Consider the following 15,010-nt stretch of genomic DNA (forward strand, 5'->3'; position numbering starts at 1 on the left):
GCCGGACCCCGGAGGGGGGTTTACGGCGTGTCCTGACCACCCACACCGCCCCGCCATCCCACGGAATGCGGCTCTTGATCTTGCTTCGGCTTCGCCTTCGGCAGGTGCAGGGCTGCAAGCCCTGCCGAAAACTCCCTTGGGCGTAGAATGCGGCCATGAGCGAATCCCTTGATAACCACCTGGTCCACGGCCGCCGCCAGCGGCCGGATGGGCCGTCGCCGATCGATGTCATCTCGGTCCAGTCGCAACTTGTGTACGGCCACGCCGGCAACAGTGCCGCCGTCCCGCCGATGCGCGCACTGGGCGTGCGCGTCGCCGAAATCCCGACCGTGCTGCTGAGCAATGCGCCGTTCTACGACACTACGCGGGGCCGCGTGCTGCCCGCCGACTGGTTTGCCGACCTGCTGCTGGGTACCCACGAGCGTGGCCTGCCGCAGCGGGCGAAGATGCTGGTGTCCGGCTACTTCGGCAGCACCGCCAACGGTGCGGCCTTCGCCGACTGGCTGGACAACATCCTGCCGGCCTGCCCACAGCTGCGTTACTGCCTGGACCCGGTGATCGGTGATACCCATACCGGACCCTACGTGGAACCGGGCCTGGAAGCGATCTTCGCCGAGCGCCTGCTGCCGCACGCCTGGCTGGTGACGCCCAATGCCTTCGAACTGAATCGCCTGACCGGCATGCCGGCACTGGCCGAGGCCGATGCCATCGCCGCCGCGCGCACGCTGCTGGATCGTGGCCCGCACTGGGTGATCGCGCACAGCGTAGGCGGCAACCCGGGTGAGCTGGTCACCCTGGCGGTCGGGCACGAGGAAACCTGGCGCTGGACCTCACCGCTGCTGCCGGTGGACGTGGCCGGTACCGGTGACGTGCTGATGTCGCTGGTGGTGTCGTTCCTGCTGCGCGGTGAGTCGATGCAGCAGGCGATTTCGCGCGCGATTGCCGGCACCCATGCGGCGCTGGAGGCGACCCTGGACAACGGCTTCGAGGAGTTCGACGTGATCGCTGCCGCGCCGGCGGCGCTGGCCGAAGGAACGCGCTTCCGCGCTGAACGCGTGGCATGAGCGGCCTGGATCCACGCACGCCGCGCACGGTCGGCATCGTCGGCAGTGCTGGTGCCTATGGGCGCTGGCTGTGCCGCTTCTTCCAGCAGCACCTGCAGCTGCAGGTGATCGGCCATGACCCGGCCGACCCGGACTCGCACACGCCGGAACACCTGCTGGCGCAGGCCGATGTACTGGTGTTCTCGGCACCGATCCGGCACACGCCGGCGTTGATCGCCGAGTACGTGCGGCAATCGGCGGGCCGCGAGCAGGGCAGGCTGTGGCTGGATGTGACCTCGGTAAAGGAGGCACCGGTGCAGGCGATGCTGGCCTCGCAGGCCGAAGTGGTCGGACTGCACCCGATGACCGCGCCACCCAAGGCGCCGACCCTGAAGGGGCGGGTGATGGTGGTCTGCGAAGCGCGGCTGCAGCACTGGCGGGCATGGGTCGATATGCTGTGCACCGCGCTGCAGGCCGAGTGCGTGCGCGCGACGCCGCAGCACCACGACCAGATGATGGCGCTGGTGCAGGCGATGGTGCATGCCACCCACCTGGCGCAGGCAGGCGTGCTGCGCCAGTACCAGCCGCAGCTGGGCGATCTGGCCGCGATGATGCCGTACCGTTCGGCGTCGTTCGAGCTGGACACGGCGATCATCTCGCGCATCCTGTCGCTGAATCCGGCGATCTACGAAGACATCCAGTTCGGCAACCCGTACGTGGCGCCGATGCTGGAGCGGCTGGTGGGGCAGCTGCAGGCCCTGCAGGTGCAGGTCGGACAGGGCGACGACGGCGCACGGGCTGCATTCCGTGAGCAGCTGCTGTCAGCCAATCGCAGTGCCTTCGGCGAGCAGGCCCTGGCGGATGGCAACTACACGTTCGAACGCGTGGGGTATCTGCTGGCCGATCTGACCGAGCGCAACGCGCTGTCGGTGCACCTGCCGGAGGACCGGCCTGGCTCGCTGCGCGAGCTGTTGAACGTGTTCGAGCAGCATGGCATCAGCTTGGCTTCGATCCATTCCTCGCGCACGCCCGGCGGTGAAGTGCACTTCCGCATCGGATTCGTGGCCGGCAGCGATCCGGCGGCGATCACCCGGGCCGCGGCCGACGTGGACGCCAGCGGCATCGGACGGGTGCTGGGCTGAATTCATCCACAGGCGGTGTGGATGGTTTCTGAGCAAACGTGTGGATAACCCTGCGCAGCCCTTGTCAGGCAAGGCTGTCAAGATGCTTGGTGAAAAATTGATCACGCCTTCTTGTGGAGTCGAGCATTGCTCGACTGCCCTTGGCAAAGCGCGTGTCGACCGAGGTCGACACCTACCAGAGCAGGGCGACACGGCCAGTGCCCACCAAGGTGGGCAGCGCTAGATCATCAACCGCAGTTCGCCGCCGCTGGTGGTGAATTCGCGGCCATTGCGAACCAGATGACGCCCGTCATCCAGCTCGTAACGCGGCGTGGATTCAGAGTGATGCCCGCTGCCATTCGCCTCGGGCTTGAACTCGATGATGATGTGGCTTTCGCCATTGCTGTCGACTGCAGGGAACTGACGGAACGACATCGCGTACCTCCTTCAGCGGATGCTGCTGATGCGAGGCCAGCTTGGTCCGGCCGATGTTAGCCGGCCGTCATCAATCGATGAACTGCAGTCGTGCCAGTTCAGCGTACAGTCCGCCTTCGGCCAGAAGCTGGGCATGGGTACCTTCGGCCACGATGCGGCCCTGGTCCATCACCACGATGCGGTCGGCCTTGAGCACGGTGGCCAGGCGGTGGGCGATGACCACCGTGGTGCGACCGGCCATCAGCCGCTCCAGCGCCTGCTGCACGCTGTGCTCGCTCTGTGCGTCCAGCGCGCTGGTGGCTTCATCGAGCAGCAGGATCGGCGCGTCCTTCAGCAGTGCGCGGGCAATCGCCACGCGCTGCTGCTGGCCACCGGACAGGCGCGCACCGCGTTCGCCCAACTCACTGTCGTAGCCCTGCGGCAACGCGCGCAGGAAGCCATCGGCCTCGGCCGCACGCGCGGCAGCTTCGACCTCGGCGTCACTGGCCTGCAGGCGGCCATAGCGGATGTTGTCGCGCGCACTGGCCGCGAACAGCGTCGGCTGCTGCGGCACCAGCGCCAGCTGCGCGCGCAGCTCGGCCGGATCGACCTGGCGTACGTCGATGCCATCCACGCAGATGCGGCCGCTGGCCGGATCGTGGAAGCGCAGCAGCATCGACAGCACCGTGCTCTTGCCCGCGCCCGACGGGCCGACCAGGGCCACCGTCTCGCCCGGGCGGACATGCAGGTTGAAGTGGTCCAGCGCGGCCTGGTCCGGACGTTGCGGATAGTGGAACACCACGTCGTCGAACTGGATTTCGCCGCGCAATGGTTGCGGCAGAACGTGCGGCTGCGCCGGTGCACGGATCTCGATGTCTTCCTGCAGCAGCTCGCCAATGCGGCCCATGCCACCGGCTGCACGCTGCAGTTCGTTCCACACTTCGGCCAGCGCGCCCACCGAGCCGCCGCCGATCAGCGCGTACAGCACGAACTGCCCCAGCGTGCCGGCACTGAGGCGCCCGTCGATGACATCGTGCGCGCCCAGCCACAGCACGCCAACGATGGCGCCGAACACCAGCAGGATGGCGCTGGCGGTGACCAGCGACTGCGCACCGATGCGTCGGCGCGCGGCGCCGATGGCATCGCCCAGTGCCTTGTCGAAGCGTCCGCGCTCGTAAGGCTCGCGTGCATGTGCCTGCACCGTGCGCACGGCGCCCAGCGTCTCGCTGGCCAGGCTGTTGGCATCGGCGATGCGGTCCTGGCTGCTGCGTGCAACCGTGCGCAGCTTGCGCGCGCCGATGATGATCGGCAGTACCGCCAGTGGGATGCCGAGCAGCGACCATGCCGCCAGCCTGGGGCTGGTGACGAACAGCATGGCCAGGCTGCCGACCACGGTGACGCTGCTGCGCAGGGCGACCGACATGGTCGAGCCGACCACGCTGCGCAGCAGTTCGCTGTCAGCGGTCAGGCGCGAGACCAGTTCGCCGCTACGGCTGCGGTCATGGAAACCGGCACCGAGCTGGATCAGGTGTGCGTACAGGCGGCTGCGCAGGTCGGCCACGACTTTTTCGCCAAGCAGCGACACGAAGAAGAACCGTGCGGCCGTTGCCAGTGCCAGCACCACCGCCACCAGCATCAGCAGGGCGAAGGCACGGTTGATCTGGCCACCGCTGGTGAAGCCGTGGTCGATCATCTGCTTCACGGCGGGGGGCAGGCTCAGCGTGGCGGCCGAAGAGACCGCCAGCGCCAGCAGCCAAGCGGTGAACAGCCCGCTGTGGCGGCGCACGAACGGCCACAGCGTCCTCAGGCTGCCGAGGCGGCGCAGCGGTGGGGCCGAGGCGGGGGCGTCGTCCTTGTCAGTCATCCTGGTCGTCGTCTTGTATGCGGATACGGTCACGGGTGGCGTCGCGCAGGCGGATTTTCAATGCATCGACCTGATCGGCCGGCAATTCGACCCGCAGGCACACGCCGTTGGCATCGAACTGTTCATCGCGCTTCACGGCGCCGAAGCTGGGAAGGGTGGCATGCAGGGTGCCCAGATCCTCGAAGCCGGCCAACAGCTGCAGCCGGGCCATCGCCACCAGCGGCAAGCGCGGGGCGGTACGCAGGCATTCGGCGGCGGCGCCACCGTAGGCGCGCACCAGTCCACCGGCGCCCAGCTTGATGCCGCCGAACCAGCGCGTCACGACCACCATCACCCGGTCGAAGCCCTGGCCGTCGATCGCAGCCAGGATCGGCCGCCCAGCGGTGCCGGCGGGCTCGCCATCGTCACTGGAGCGGTAGTCCTGGCCGTGCCGGTAGGCCCAGCAGTTGTGGGTTGCGTCGGCTACGGCCACCTGTTGCAGGAACGCCAATGCTGCCGCGGCGCCATCGATCGGCGCGGCATGGGCAATGAAGCGGCTGTGTTTGACTTCCAGCGTGTGGCTTACCGGCTGGGCGAGGGTATCGGGCATTCCCGCCATTCTACGGGGTCGCCGGAGGTCACTGCCCGCTTCAGTCGTCCAGCAGCGGGCGCAGGTCGCGCGGCAGGCGCGCTTCCGGATACTGCTGCACATAGCGCTCCAGGCTGGCGCGGGCCAGGTCGCGCTGGCCGTCATCGCGGCGCGCGCGGATCTTCTGCAGCCACTGCCGTCGCGGCAGCTGTGCATCGGCGTCCACCTCGGCCTGCACGGCATCCGCACTGAGCCGCGCGTCGGCGCCCCGGCGCATGACGCCGGGCGCGGAGCGGCTCGGGGCCTGCCGCTTCATCGAGGTGATCTCTACCCGATCCAGTGCCTGCGCCCGTTCCGCATCGGCAGCGTTGGCCACTGGCGCCTCGGCGCTGCGTGCTTTCAGCGCCCCTGCCGGGGCCGGCGCCAATGCCGGTGCAGGTGCCGAATAGGCAGCCGGTGCGGGAGGCGCGGGCGGTGCCGCTGCCGGTGCGGTGGCCGGACCAGGCGGGAGCGCCGCAAAGGACGTATCGGCGGCCGCATCCGCCGCCATCGATCGTGCAGCCTGGGCCGGAGCTTCAGCAGTCTCGGTCGGCGCAGGCTTGGCTACCCGCGCGACGGACGGCGCCGGGGGAGCGGCAACAGGGGCCGCCTCGGGTGCTGCAGGTTCGGTGGCCGTTTCCGATGCGGCAACCGCGCTGTCGGCTGGACTGCTCCCCGCGGCCTGATCGGCGGCCGCGACGTCTGCCGCAGCGGGCGCCGCGGCAACAGCGGCCTCGCCTGCCGGAACCGGCGGCGGTTCCGGGCGCAGCTGCCAGGCGATGCCGATGGCGAACACCATCGAGGCGGCGATGCCGAACACCGCCGGCCAACGCGGACGTGTGCGCTGCCTGCGCGGCGCCTCGGCGGGGACAGCAGCATCGGCCGCCGGTGCGTGCACGGCAGCGCGCGCCGCGGCCAGGATGGTGGCGTCCAGCGCGGCCGGCGGGGCCTGTTCGACGCGACGGCCGAGCAGGCGCGCCAGCTCGCGTTCTTCCGGCGTCAGCGGTTCGTCTCGGTTCATGCGTTCAATCCCGCACGCAGCTTGTCCATCGCATAGCGCAGCCGCGATTTCACGGTTTCCCGGCCTACGCCGGTGATCTGGCCGATCTCCTCCAGGCTCAGTTCCTGATCCAGCCGCAGCTGCAGCACTTCGCGCTGCTCGGGCGGCAGTTGCTCCATCGCCAGCTGGATGCGGCGACGTTGTTCGAATTCGGAAAGCTCGGCTTCCGGGGTCTGCCCGTCCTCGATCGCGGCCAGGCGCAGGTCGGCGTCGGCCGGTGCGGCAGGGCGATGGCGAGCGGCCCGCCAGTGGTCGTTCAGGCGGTTGTGGGCGATGCGGAACAGCCAGGTGCTGAATGCAGCGTCAGGCTGCCAGCCCGCGCGCGCGCTGATCACCCGCTGCCAGACATCCTGGAAGATCTCCTCGGCCAACGCGTTGTCGCGCAGTTGCCGCAGCAGGAAGCCGAACAGGCGCTTGCGATGGCGTGCATACAGGCTTTCGAACGCGCGCAGGTCGCCACCGGCCCAGGCCAGCATCAAGGCTTCATCGGTTGGCAGTGCGCTGGCTTCCACAGCGTACAGGGTAAGGCCTGCAGGCGGTGGCGCATAGCGGGTGACGGGGGCGGGCAGGGCGAGGTTCATGGCGTGGAAGCGGCTACGGGCAGGAGGAAAAACGTACGGGCGCACGATTCGGGGTTTACGGGCTTCCATTGCCCCCCGGGTGGCGCGCTATGCTCGGCGGCTCAGGGGAGGCGACGCACAGACGGCGCCGAGAGATTGTCATTTGTCCACGCACGTTGAACCGGCGGAAGAGCCACCACACGAGGCCGTGCTGAGCACGGCGCTGGTGCGCGCATTGCATGCGCTGCTGCCGGACTCGGCCGTGGTCCGCGTTGGCTGGGATGACCCGCAGCTGGGCCGCGGACAGGGCGGCTGGCCGGCTGTCGCGGCGGCCGACGCGTTGACGGTGCCCGGCGTGGGCAACGGTTGCCATGGCTGGGAATATGACGGTGCCCGCCTGCAGTTGTCGGTCGAAGGCGCCGTGCCTTCAGCGGCGTGGTGGGGGCTGGCCCGGCAGGCCATGGAGCTGGCGTTGCAGCGCGGTCGCCAGGCCGGGCAGATCAAGGCGCTGGAAGAAGCTGAACGGCTGCAGCAGGCGCTGTTCCAGATCGCCGATCTGGCTGGCGCCGACCTGGAGATGTCGGAGATGCTGCGTCACGTGCACGGCGTGCTTGGCACGCTGATGTACGCGGAAAACTGCTACATCGTCGAGTACGACGATGTCCGCGACCAGATCCGCTTCCTGTACTTCGCCGACCAGGTCGATGACTTCGTCGCCGATCCGTCGCAGAGCCATGACGCCGATGAGATGCCGCGCAGCCTGACCGTGGCGTTGCTGCGCCACGGCAAGCCGCTCAGCGGCCCCTCGCGCGAGTTGCTGGCGCGCGTGGTCGAGCAGGAGCACGACCCGCAGCGTGGACCGGAGAGCCTGGACTGGCTGGGCGTGCCGATGCTGCGCGATGGCCGGGTATGCGGCGCCATCGTGGTGCAGAGCTATGAGCTGGCGGCCCGTTATGGCGAGGCCGAGCGGGCGCTGCTGGGTTTTGTCGCGCAGCACGTGCAGACTGCGATGGACCGGCGCCAGGCGCAGGTCCGGCTGGAACAGCAGGTGGAGCGGCGCACGCTGGAGCTGCAGCGTGCCAACCACAGCCTGCAGGATGAAGTGGCCGAGCGCCGCCGCGCAGAGCAGCTGCAGACCGCGCTGTACAACATCGCCGAGATGGCGATGTCGGCCGACAGCCTGGCCCAGTTCTACGGGCAGGTGCATGGCGTGGTCGGGCGCCTGCTTGACGCGCGCAATTTCTACATCGCGCTGGTGAACGGGGCCGGCAGCGGCCTGGACTTCGTCTACTCGGTGGACGAGCACAACGCCAGCCGTGCGCCACGCCCGTTCAGCCGCGGCCTGACCGAGTACGTGGTGCGCAACCGGCGTCCGTTGCTGGCTTCGCGGCAGCAGATCGACGCACTGCTGGCCAGCGGCGAAGTGCGCGAATCGGGCGCACGTTCGCATTGCTGGCTGGGTGTGCCGCTGCTGCGCGATGACGAGGTGGTCGGCGCGATCGTGGTGCAGAGCTACAGCGAGAACAGCACGTTCAGCGTGCACGATCAGCGCTTGTTGACCTTCGTTGCACAGAACATCGGAACCGGGCTGGCGCGCCAGCGCGACCAGCAGCAGCTGCGTTCGGCGCATGCCGAGCTGGAAAAGCGCGTGGAGGAACGTACCCGCGAGCTGGCCGAGGTCAACGAGAAGCTGCTCGGGCAGATCGGCGAGCGCCTGCGTGCCGAGCAGCGCCTGACCCATCAGGCCATGCACGATGCGCTGACCGGCCTGCCCAACCGCCTGCACCTGCTTGATCGCCTGCAGGATGCGCTGGCGCTGGCCAAGCGCGAGGGTGGGCCGGTGTTCGCCGTGCTGTTCCTCGACCTGGACCGCTTCAAGCTGGTCAACGACAGCATCGGCCACGCTGCCGGCGATCGCATGCTGGTGGAGGTGGCCAAGCGCATCGTATCGATGGCCGGCACCGATGACGTGGTGGCGCGGCTGGGCGGCGATGAGTTCGCGGTGCTGCTGCAGTGTCCGCAGGGGCTGGCACAGGCGCTGGAGTTCGGCCAGCGGCTGTTGCTGGCACTGCAGGAATCGATGTGGATCGCCGGGCGCGAACTGTTCCCGTCCGGCAGCCTCGGCATCGCCTTGTGGAACCCGCGCTACCGGACCGGTGAAGAACTGCTGCGCGACGCAGACGCGGCGATGTACCGGGCCAAGGCGCAGGGTCATGACCGCTGCGCGATCTTCGACGAAGACATGCGCGAAGAAGCGATGCGCAGCCTGGACCTGGAAGCGGATCTGCGGCGTGCGATCAACAACCGCGACTTCGTGCCGTTCTACCAGCCGATCGTGCGCCTGTCCGATGGCGAAGTGGTGGGGCACGAGGCCTTGCTGCGCTGGCGCCACGAGCGTCGTGGCCTGTTGCTGCCCGGGGCGTTCCTGGAGCTGGGCGAGGAAAGCGGCCTGATCGAGCAGGTCGACTGGCTGATCTACGAACAGGTCATCGCGGGACTGGCCGAAGGCGGCCACGGCTATGTCTCGGTGAACGTATCGCCACGCCATTTCCGCTCGGCCGAGTTCAGTGGCCGCCTGTTCGGCCTGCTCGATGCATGCGGCGCCGACCCACGCCGGCTGCGCCTGGAGATTACCGAGGTGGCGCTGCTGGATGATGGCCCGCACACGCTGCGCATCCTGCAGGGCCTGCGCGAGCGTGGCATCCAGGTGCAGCTGGACGATTTCGGTACCGGCTTCTCGGCGCTGTCCTACCTGCACCGCTTCCCGATCAGCACGTTGAAGATCGACCAGAGCTTCATCGCCGGCCTGCATGGGCCGGAAGTGCAGAGCACGCGCGCGCTGGTCGAGGGCGTGCTGTCACTGGCCCGCACCTTGGGCATCGAAACCATCGGCGAAGGCATCGAGACCGAAGCGCAGCGGCAGACGCTGCGCGAACTTGGTTGCGACTACGGCCAGGGCTACCTGCTGGGCCGCCCGGCGCCGTGGGACGGCGCGGTGGCCTGAGCCACCGCGCCGGGTCGCCTCAGCGCAGGGCGGAGCGACGCTTCTCGTCGATCCACTTGGAAGCCTGGGCCGGCTGGTAGTTCTGCATCCACTCCAGCATTTCCTCGATGTCCGAGCCGTACCACAGGTCCTGGCGCTGGTCCGGATGCAGGAAGCGCTCTTCCACCATGCGATCGATCATGCCGATCAGCGGGGCGTAGAAGCCTTCCACGTCGAGGAAGGCGCATGGCTTGTTGCCGATGCCCAACTGGCGCCAGGTCAGCATCTCGAAGATCTCTTCCATGGTGCCGAAGCCGCCGGGCAGGGCGACGAAGCCATCGGCGAGGTCGAACATGCGCGACTTGCGCTCATGCATCGAACCGACGATCTCCAGTTCGGTCAGGCCGCGGTGGGCCACTTCCCAGTCGGCCAGCTGGCGCGGGATCACGCCGGTCACCTCCCCGCCGGCGGCGAGCACGGCATTGGCCACGGTTCCCATCAGGCCGACGTTGCCGCCGCCATACACCAGGCGCAGGCCGTCACGGGCGATGCGATCACCCAGGGCAATGGCGCGTTCGGTGTAGGCCGGCTTGCTGCCAGCGTTGGAACCACAGTACACACAGATCGATTTCATGGATCTTCCTGTCTCTTGGCCGGAAACGAAAACGCCCCGTCGCCAACCGCAGGGCGGTCAGGGACGGGGTGTCGGTGGATTATGAGGCCTTGACAGGCCTTCTGTAGAGCCGAGCCACGCTCGGCTGCGCTTCGTTCAGATCGCGGCAAAGGCTGAGTCGAGCATGGCTCGACTCTACAAACGCCAAGCAGGCTTACGCGGCAGCCGCCTGTTCGCGACGCGGGCCTTCACGCAGGGCGCGGCCCACCATGCCGACCAGCAGGTCCAGCTCATCGCTGTCCATGCCGAAGTGCGGGGTGAAGCGCAGCGAATTCTCGCCGCCGTGGATCACGTTGATGCCGTGCTGGCGCAGCCATTCCTCGGTGGAATTGGCGCCGTAGCACTTGAACTGCGGGGCCAGCTCGCAGGAGAACAGCAGGCCGGTGCCCTGCACCTTGGTGATCAGGCCACCCAGTTCGCTCTTGAGCTGTTCCAGCTTGCGCACGGCCTCGGCACCGCGTTCGGCGATGTTGGCACGCACCTGCGGGGTCAGCTGCGCCAGGGTGGCACAGGCCACGTCCAGCGCGCGTGGGTTGCTGGTCATGGTGTTGCCGTAGATGCCCTTGCGGTACAGCTGCGCGGCGTGCTCGGTCACCGCCAGCACCGACAGCGGGTACTGCGCGGCGTTGAGCGCCTTGGAGTAGGTCTCCATGTCCGGCGGATCCAGGCCTTCGAAGCCCGGGTAATCGACCACCGACAGCACGCCATGCGCGCGCAGACCAGCCTGGATCGAGTCCAGCAGCAGCAGGCTGCCGTGCGCACGGGTCAGCTCACGGGCCACGGCATAGAACGCCGGCGGCACCGAACGGCCCGGGTCGCCTTCGCCCATTACCGGTTCCAGGAACACCGCCTCGATGAACCACTGGTTGCGTGCGGCGTCCTCGAACACCTTGCGCAGGCCGGCCTCGTCGTACGGCGCCACGGTGATCACCGAATCCTCGCCGCGGTAGCTGGCCAGGTGCTGCATGTAGCTCTTGCGGCTGGAATCGGAATACAGGGCAGGGCGGTCGGTACGGCCATGGAAGCTGCCCTTGACCACCACGCGCTTGATCGTGGCGCCGGCGTGGCGCGCGCCCGGGTCGGTCTGCAGCTTGGCGTTGACGTCGGCGATGCGCGCGGCCAGGCCAACCGCCTCGGAGCCGGAATTCAGGCACATGAAGCGCGCGAACGGGCAGCCGCCACGGCGGTGGCCGATCTCGGCGCGCAGGGCCGTGATGAAGCGCTGCTGCGACAGGCTGGGGGTCATGATGTTGGCCATCACCTGTGGGCGTGCCATCGCCTCCAGCACGGCATCCGGGGTGTGCCCGAAGCCGAGCATGCCGTAGCCGCCGGCGTCGTACAGCACCGCGCCCTTCAGGGTGACCACCCAGGGGCCACGCGCGGCCAGCGCCACGTACGGGGTCACTGCATCATCGGCGTAGAAATTGACGAAGCCGTCCTGCATCGCGTCGATCTGCGCCTGTTCGTCCTGCGCCAGCAGCGGCCCCAGGTCGGCCTGCACGCGCGCGAACTCCTCGGCGGCGGCATCCACTGCGGCGATCAGCTGCGGGTGGCGGACGGACAGGGCGGTCAGGGTGGCGTCGTCCAGGCCGGTGGTGAGGCGGGTGCCGGGCTGGGTGCGCAGGGGGGCGAGGCGTTCGATGAAGCTCATTGCAGATCTCCTGAAACGATGGGTCGCACGGGCCTTCAAAAGCAAAACGCGCGTCAACGCGCGCTTGGGGGCAGGCTCGTGCAGCGGACTTCCGACTCGATGCTAGCACTTGTTTTTTTGCGCGATAACCCCGCAAAAACCTGCTGCATAGCAGCATTTTGCGCGACGTTCGCCGCGAAGCACGCCGGCTCGCAGACGCTGGACGTACAATGCGCGCCATTGTCGACCTGTTGCCGCCCACTGCCTTGAAGAAGTCCGATTTCAACTACGACCTGCCGGCCGAACTGATCGCGCAGGCGCCCCTGGCCGAGCGTTCCGCCAGCCGCCTGCTGCTGGTGCCGCAAGCCCCCGCCGCATTCACCGACCTGCAGGTGCGTGACCTTCCGTCGCTGCTGCAGCCGGGCGACCTGCTGGTGTTCAACGACACCCGGGTGATCCCGGCGCGCCTGTTCGGGCAGAAGGCCAGCGGCGGCCGCGTGGAGATCCTGATCGAGCGCTTGCTCGGCGGCCAGCAGGCCCGTGCCCAGGTGGGCGCCAGCAAGTCGCCGAAGGCCGGCAGCCGCATCGCGCTGGATGCCGGTGGCGAAGCCGAGGTGCTGGGCCGCGATGGCGAGTTCTACGTGCTGCAGTTCCACGTGCCCGAGTCGCTGGAGCAGTGGCTGCTGCATGCCGGCCGCCTGCCGCTGCCGCCGTACATCCAGCGCGAGCCGGGCGTGGACGACCGCGAGCGCTACCAGACCGTGTTCGCGCGTGAAGTGGGCGCGGTGGCGGCACCGACCGCGGGCCTGCATTTCGACGAACCGTTGCTGGCCGCACTGAAGGAAAAGGGCGTGGAGTTCGGCCACGTCACCCTGCACGTGGGCGCGGGCACCTTCCAGCCGGTGCGTGCCGAAGACCTGAAGGACCACGTGATGCACCGCGAGTGGCTGAATGTCGGTGCCGAACTGGTGCAGCAGGTGCGGCGCACGCGCGCCGCCGGCGGCCGCGTGATCGGCGTCGGCACCACCGTGGTGCGCGCGCTGGAAAGCGCGATGCGCGATGGCGAGCTGCTGCCGTTCGCCGGCGAGACGCAGATCTTCATCACCCCCGGCTACCGCATCCGCAGCGTGGACGCGATGGTGACCAACTTCCACCTGCCGGAAAGCACGCTGCTGATGATGATCTCCGCGTTTGCCGGCAAGGAGCGCGTGTTCGAGGCCTACCAGCACGCGATCGAGCAGCGCTACCGCTTCTTCAGCTACGGCGACGCGATGCTGCTGTTCCCGCAGGCGGGGTAGCGCGCCCCGGGAGGGCAGGGGCCCCCTGTGGGTGCGCACCTTGGTGCGCACGCCTTCTTGGGAGACAATAGGCAACTATTTGCCCCAATGACCGCTCCATGTCCCGACTGCAGTTCCAGCTCCAGACCCGCGACGGCCGTGCCCGCCGTGGCCGCCTGACCTTCCCGCGTGGCACGGTGGAAACGCCGGCCTTCATGCCGGTGGGGACCTATGGCTCGGTCAAGGGCATCCTGCCGGACCAGGTGCGCGCGCTGGGCGCCGAGATCATCCTCGGCAATACCTTCCACCTGTACCTGCGCCCGGGCCTGGACATCATCGCCGACCACGGCGGCCTGCACGGCTTCTGCCGCTGGGATGGCCCGATCCTGACCGACTCCGGCGGCTTCCAGGTGTTCTCGCTGGCGCACCGCCGCAAGATCACCGAGCAGGGCGTGACCTTCGCCTCGCCGACCGACGGCGCACGGGTCTTCCTCGGTCCCGAGGAGAGCATGAAGATCCAGAAGGTGCTCGATTCGGACATCGTGATGATCTTCGACGAATGCACCCCGTACCCGGCCACCGAGGACGTTGCCCGCCGTTCGATGGAGTTGAGCCTGCGCTGGGCGCAGCGCAGTCGCAACGCGCATGACGAACTGGGCAACGACGCGGCCCTGTTCGGCATCGTCCAGGGCGGCGTGCATACCGACCTGCGCAGCCGCTCGGCCGATGCCCTGCAGGCGATCGGCTTCGACGGCTACGCCATCGGCGGCCTGGCCGTGGGCGAGCCGGAGCACGAGCGCAACGCCATGCTCGACCACCTGGACCCGGAGCTGCCGGGCGACCGCCCGCGCTACCTGATGGGCGTGGGCCGGCCGGAGGACCTGGTCGAGGGTGTCGCACGTGGCGTGGACATGTTCGATTGCGTGATGCCGACCCGCAACGCCCGCAACGGCCACTATTTCACCTCGTTCGGCACCGTCCGCATCCGCAACTCCCAGTACGCGCGCGACATGGACCCGATCGAGCCGGGTTGCGGCTGCGTGGCCTGCACCGGCGGCTACACCCGTTCCTACCTGCGCCACCTGGACCGCTGCAACGAGATGCTGGCGCCGATGCTGGGCACCCTGCACAACCTGTTCTACTACGAAAAGCTGATGGCCGACATCCGCGCGGCGATCGAGGCGGGAACCTTCCTGGCCTTCCGTGAGTCCTTCTACGCGGCACGCGGGGCGGTGGCCCCGCCGCTGTAACCCGAACGCCCCCTGCCAAACGGCCCAAGGACGAACGCCCGGGGCCGTGGCATACTTCAAGGCTGACCCAGATCCGCGGTCGACACCCCCGTCCCTGAAGGGACGGGAGCGCCGCCCAACCAAAGGACCAACGATGAACCTGCTTGCTTTCCTGATTCCCGCCGCCCACGCCCAGGCCGCCGGCGGCCAACCGCAGGGCATGGGCCTGACCACGCTGCTGTTCCCGATCATCCTGATCGCCATCATGTACTTCCTGATGATCCGCCCGCAGATGAAGCGGCAGAAGGAACACAAGTCCATGCTGGAGAAGATCAAGCGTGGCGACGAAGTGCTGACCAACGGTGGCATCGCCGGCAAGGTCACCGACATCGGCGACAACTTCATCACCATCGAAGTGGCCGAGAACGTGCGCATCCGCGTGCAGAAGGGCGCTGTCGGCAGCGTGCTGCCGACCGGCACCCTGGATTCGGCCAAGTAAGCCACTCCCTTTCCGAAGCACAACCGCGGCGCCGGGGATGGCGCCGCGCG

Annotated in this window: 13 protein-coding genes; 6 read left to right on the forward strand and 7 right to left on the reverse strand. The window is 68.3% G+C overall.

What is annotated here, in order from left to right; all coding sequences use genetic code 11:
• Nucleotides 1–155 precede the first annotated feature (155 nt).
• Both pdxY and AC5P8R_RS12710 read left to right on the forward strand, forming a co-directional pair.
• A complete protein-coding gene (pdxY, locus tag AC5P8R_RS12705) occupies nucleotides 156–1,064 on the forward strand; it encodes a pyridoxal kinase (RefSeq protein WP_014646816.1) in 909 nt (302 codons plus the stop codon).
• Nucleotides 1,061–2,185: a prephenate dehydrogenase gene (locus AC5P8R_RS12710; RefSeq protein WP_014646817.1), complete on the forward strand. Its 1,125-nt coding sequence runs from the start codon at nucleotides 1,061–1,063 to the stop codon at nucleotides 2,183–2,185. Before pdxY ends, AC5P8R_RS12710 begins: the two co-directional genes overlap by 4 nt.
• 219 nt (nucleotides 2,186–2,404) lie before the next feature.
• Here AC5P8R_RS12710 and AC5P8R_RS12715 read toward each other — a convergent pair whose 3' ends face one another.
• From AC5P8R_RS12715 to AC5P8R_RS12735, 5 genes are all read right to left on the reverse strand, one after another.
• Nucleotides 2,405–2,599 carry a hypothetical protein gene (locus AC5P8R_RS12715; RefSeq protein WP_014646818.1) on the reverse strand — a complete coding sequence of 65 codons (195 nt, stop codon included), beginning with the start codon at nucleotides 2,597–2,599 and terminating at the stop codon, nucleotides 2,405–2,407.
• A gap of 70 nt (nucleotides 2,600–2,669) precedes the next feature.
• The gene (locus AC5P8R_RS12720; protein WP_046430164.1) at nucleotides 2,670–4,442 is read right to left on the reverse strand and encodes an ABC transporter transmembrane domain-containing protein; all 1,773 of its coding nucleotides are present in this window, start codon (nucleotides 4,440–4,442) and stop codon (nucleotides 2,670–2,672) included.
• Nucleotides 4,435–5,031 (reverse strand): IMPACT family protein, encoded by a 597-nt coding sequence (locus AC5P8R_RS12725; RefSeq protein ID WP_032960562.1) that lies wholly within the window; start codon nucleotides 5,029–5,031, stop codon nucleotides 4,435–4,437. Before AC5P8R_RS12725 ends, AC5P8R_RS12720 begins: the two co-directional genes overlap by 8 nt.
• 40 nt (nucleotides 5,032–5,071) lie before the next feature.
• On the reverse strand, nucleotides 5,072–6,070 hold the full coding sequence (locus tag AC5P8R_RS12730; protein ID WP_046430166.1) for a hypothetical protein: 999 nt from the start codon (nucleotides 6,068–6,070) through the stop codon (nucleotides 5,072–5,074).
• Nucleotides 6,067–6,585, reverse strand: coding sequence for an RNA polymerase sigma factor (locus AC5P8R_RS12735; protein ID WP_229653773.1), 519 nt, complete (start codon nucleotides 6,583–6,585; stop codon nucleotides 6,067–6,069). The genes AC5P8R_RS12730 and AC5P8R_RS12735 overlap by 4 nt, the downstream gene beginning before the upstream one ends.
• A gap of 247 nt (nucleotides 6,586–6,832) precedes the next feature.
• Between AC5P8R_RS12735 and AC5P8R_RS12740 the strand changes: the two genes are divergently transcribed.
• Entirely contained in the window at nucleotides 6,833–9,673 is a 2,841-nt protein-coding gene (locus AC5P8R_RS12740; protein WP_069117163.1) for a bifunctional diguanylate cyclase/phosphodiesterase, read from the forward strand.
• A 19-nt stretch (nucleotides 9,674–9,692) separates the two neighbouring features.
• Here AC5P8R_RS12740 and AC5P8R_RS12745 read toward each other — a convergent pair whose 3' ends face one another.
• Together AC5P8R_RS12745 and AC5P8R_RS12750 are read right to left on the reverse strand one after the other, a co-directional pair.
• Nucleotides 9,693–10,286, reverse strand: coding sequence for an LOG family protein (locus AC5P8R_RS12745; protein WP_014036864.1), 594 nt, complete (start codon nucleotides 10,284–10,286; stop codon nucleotides 9,693–9,695).
• 193 nt (nucleotides 10,287–10,479) lie between these two features.
• Nucleotides 10,480–11,976: an aminotransferase class III-fold pyridoxal phosphate-dependent enzyme gene (locus tag AC5P8R_RS12750; RefSeq protein WP_014646824.1), complete on the reverse strand. Its 1,497-nt coding sequence runs from the start codon at nucleotides 11,974–11,976 to the stop codon at nucleotides 10,480–10,482.
• 209 nt (nucleotides 11,977–12,185) lie between these two features.
• Between AC5P8R_RS12750 and queA the strand changes: the two genes are divergently transcribed.
• The 3 genes from queA (at nucleotide 12,186) to yajC (ending at nucleotide 14,960) form a co-directional block, all read left to right on the forward strand.
• Nucleotides 12,186–13,253 carry a tRNA preQ1(34) S-adenosylmethionine ribosyltransferase-isomerase QueA gene (gene queA, locus AC5P8R_RS12755; protein WP_014646825.1) on the forward strand — a complete coding sequence of 356 codons (1,068 nt, stop codon included), beginning with the start codon at nucleotides 12,186–12,188 and terminating at the stop codon, nucleotides 13,251–13,253.
• 98 nt (nucleotides 13,254–13,351) lie between these two features.
• Nucleotides 13,352–14,482, forward strand: coding sequence for a tRNA guanosine(34) transglycosylase Tgt (tgt, locus tag AC5P8R_RS12760; RefSeq protein WP_014646826.1), 1,131 nt, complete (start codon nucleotides 13,352–13,354; stop codon nucleotides 14,480–14,482).
• A 133-nt stretch (nucleotides 14,483–14,615) separates the two neighbouring features.
• Nucleotides 14,616–14,960, forward strand: a complete 345-nt coding sequence (gene yajC, locus AC5P8R_RS12765; RefSeq protein ID WP_014036867.1) for a preprotein translocase subunit YajC — start codon at nucleotides 14,616–14,618, stop codon at nucleotides 14,958–14,960.
• The last annotated feature ends 50 nt before the right edge of the window (nucleotides 14,961–15,010 follow it).

Source organism: Stenotrophomonas sp. YJH_SMC_73 (assembly GCF_059370155.1).

Bases quoted from the DNA above. Each gene is read 5' to 3' on its own strand.
- pdxY (WP_014646816.1), top strand. From the start codon at position 156: ATGAGCGAATCCCTTGATAACCACCTGGTCCACGGCCGCCGCCAGCGG.
- AC5P8R_RS12710 (WP_014646817.1), top strand. From the start codon at position 1,061: ATGAGCGGCCTGGATCCACGCACGCCGCGCACGGTCGGCATCGTCGGC.
- AC5P8R_RS12715 (WP_014646818.1), bottom strand. From the start codon at position 2,599: ATGTCGTTCCGTCAGTTCCCTGCAGTCGACAGCAATGGCGAAAGCCAC.
- AC5P8R_RS12720 (WP_046430164.1), bottom strand. From the start codon at position 4,442: ATGACTGACAAGGACGACGCCCCCGCCTCGGCCCCACCGCTGCGCCGC.
- AC5P8R_RS12725 (WP_032960562.1), bottom strand. From the start codon at position 5,031: ATGCCCGATACCCTCGCCCAGCCGGTAAGCCACACGCTGGAAGTCAAA.
- AC5P8R_RS12730 (WP_046430166.1), bottom strand. From the start codon at position 6,070: ATGAACCGAGACGAACCGCTGACGCCGGAAGAACGCGAGCTGGCGCGC.
- AC5P8R_RS12735 (WP_229653773.1), bottom strand. From the start codon at position 6,585: ATGCTGGCCTGGGCCGGTGGCGACCTGCGCGCGTTCGAAAGCCTGTAT.
- AC5P8R_RS12745 (WP_014036864.1), bottom strand. From the start codon at position 10,286: ATGAAATCGATCTGTGTGTACTGTGGTTCCAACGCTGGCAGCAAGCCG.
- AC5P8R_RS12750 (WP_014646824.1), bottom strand. From the start codon at position 11,976: ATGAGCTTCATCGAACGCCTCGCCCCCCTGCGCACCCAGCCCGGCACC.
- queA (WP_014646825.1), top strand. From the start codon at position 12,186: ATGCGCGCCATTGTCGACCTGTTGCCGCCCACTGCCTTGAAGAAGTCC.
- tgt (WP_014646826.1), top strand. From the start codon at position 13,352: ATGTCCCGACTGCAGTTCCAGCTCCAGACCCGCGACGGCCGTGCCCGC.
- yajC (WP_014036867.1), top strand. From the start codon at position 14,616: ATGAACCTGCTTGCTTTCCTGATTCCCGCCGCCCACGCCCAGGCCGCC.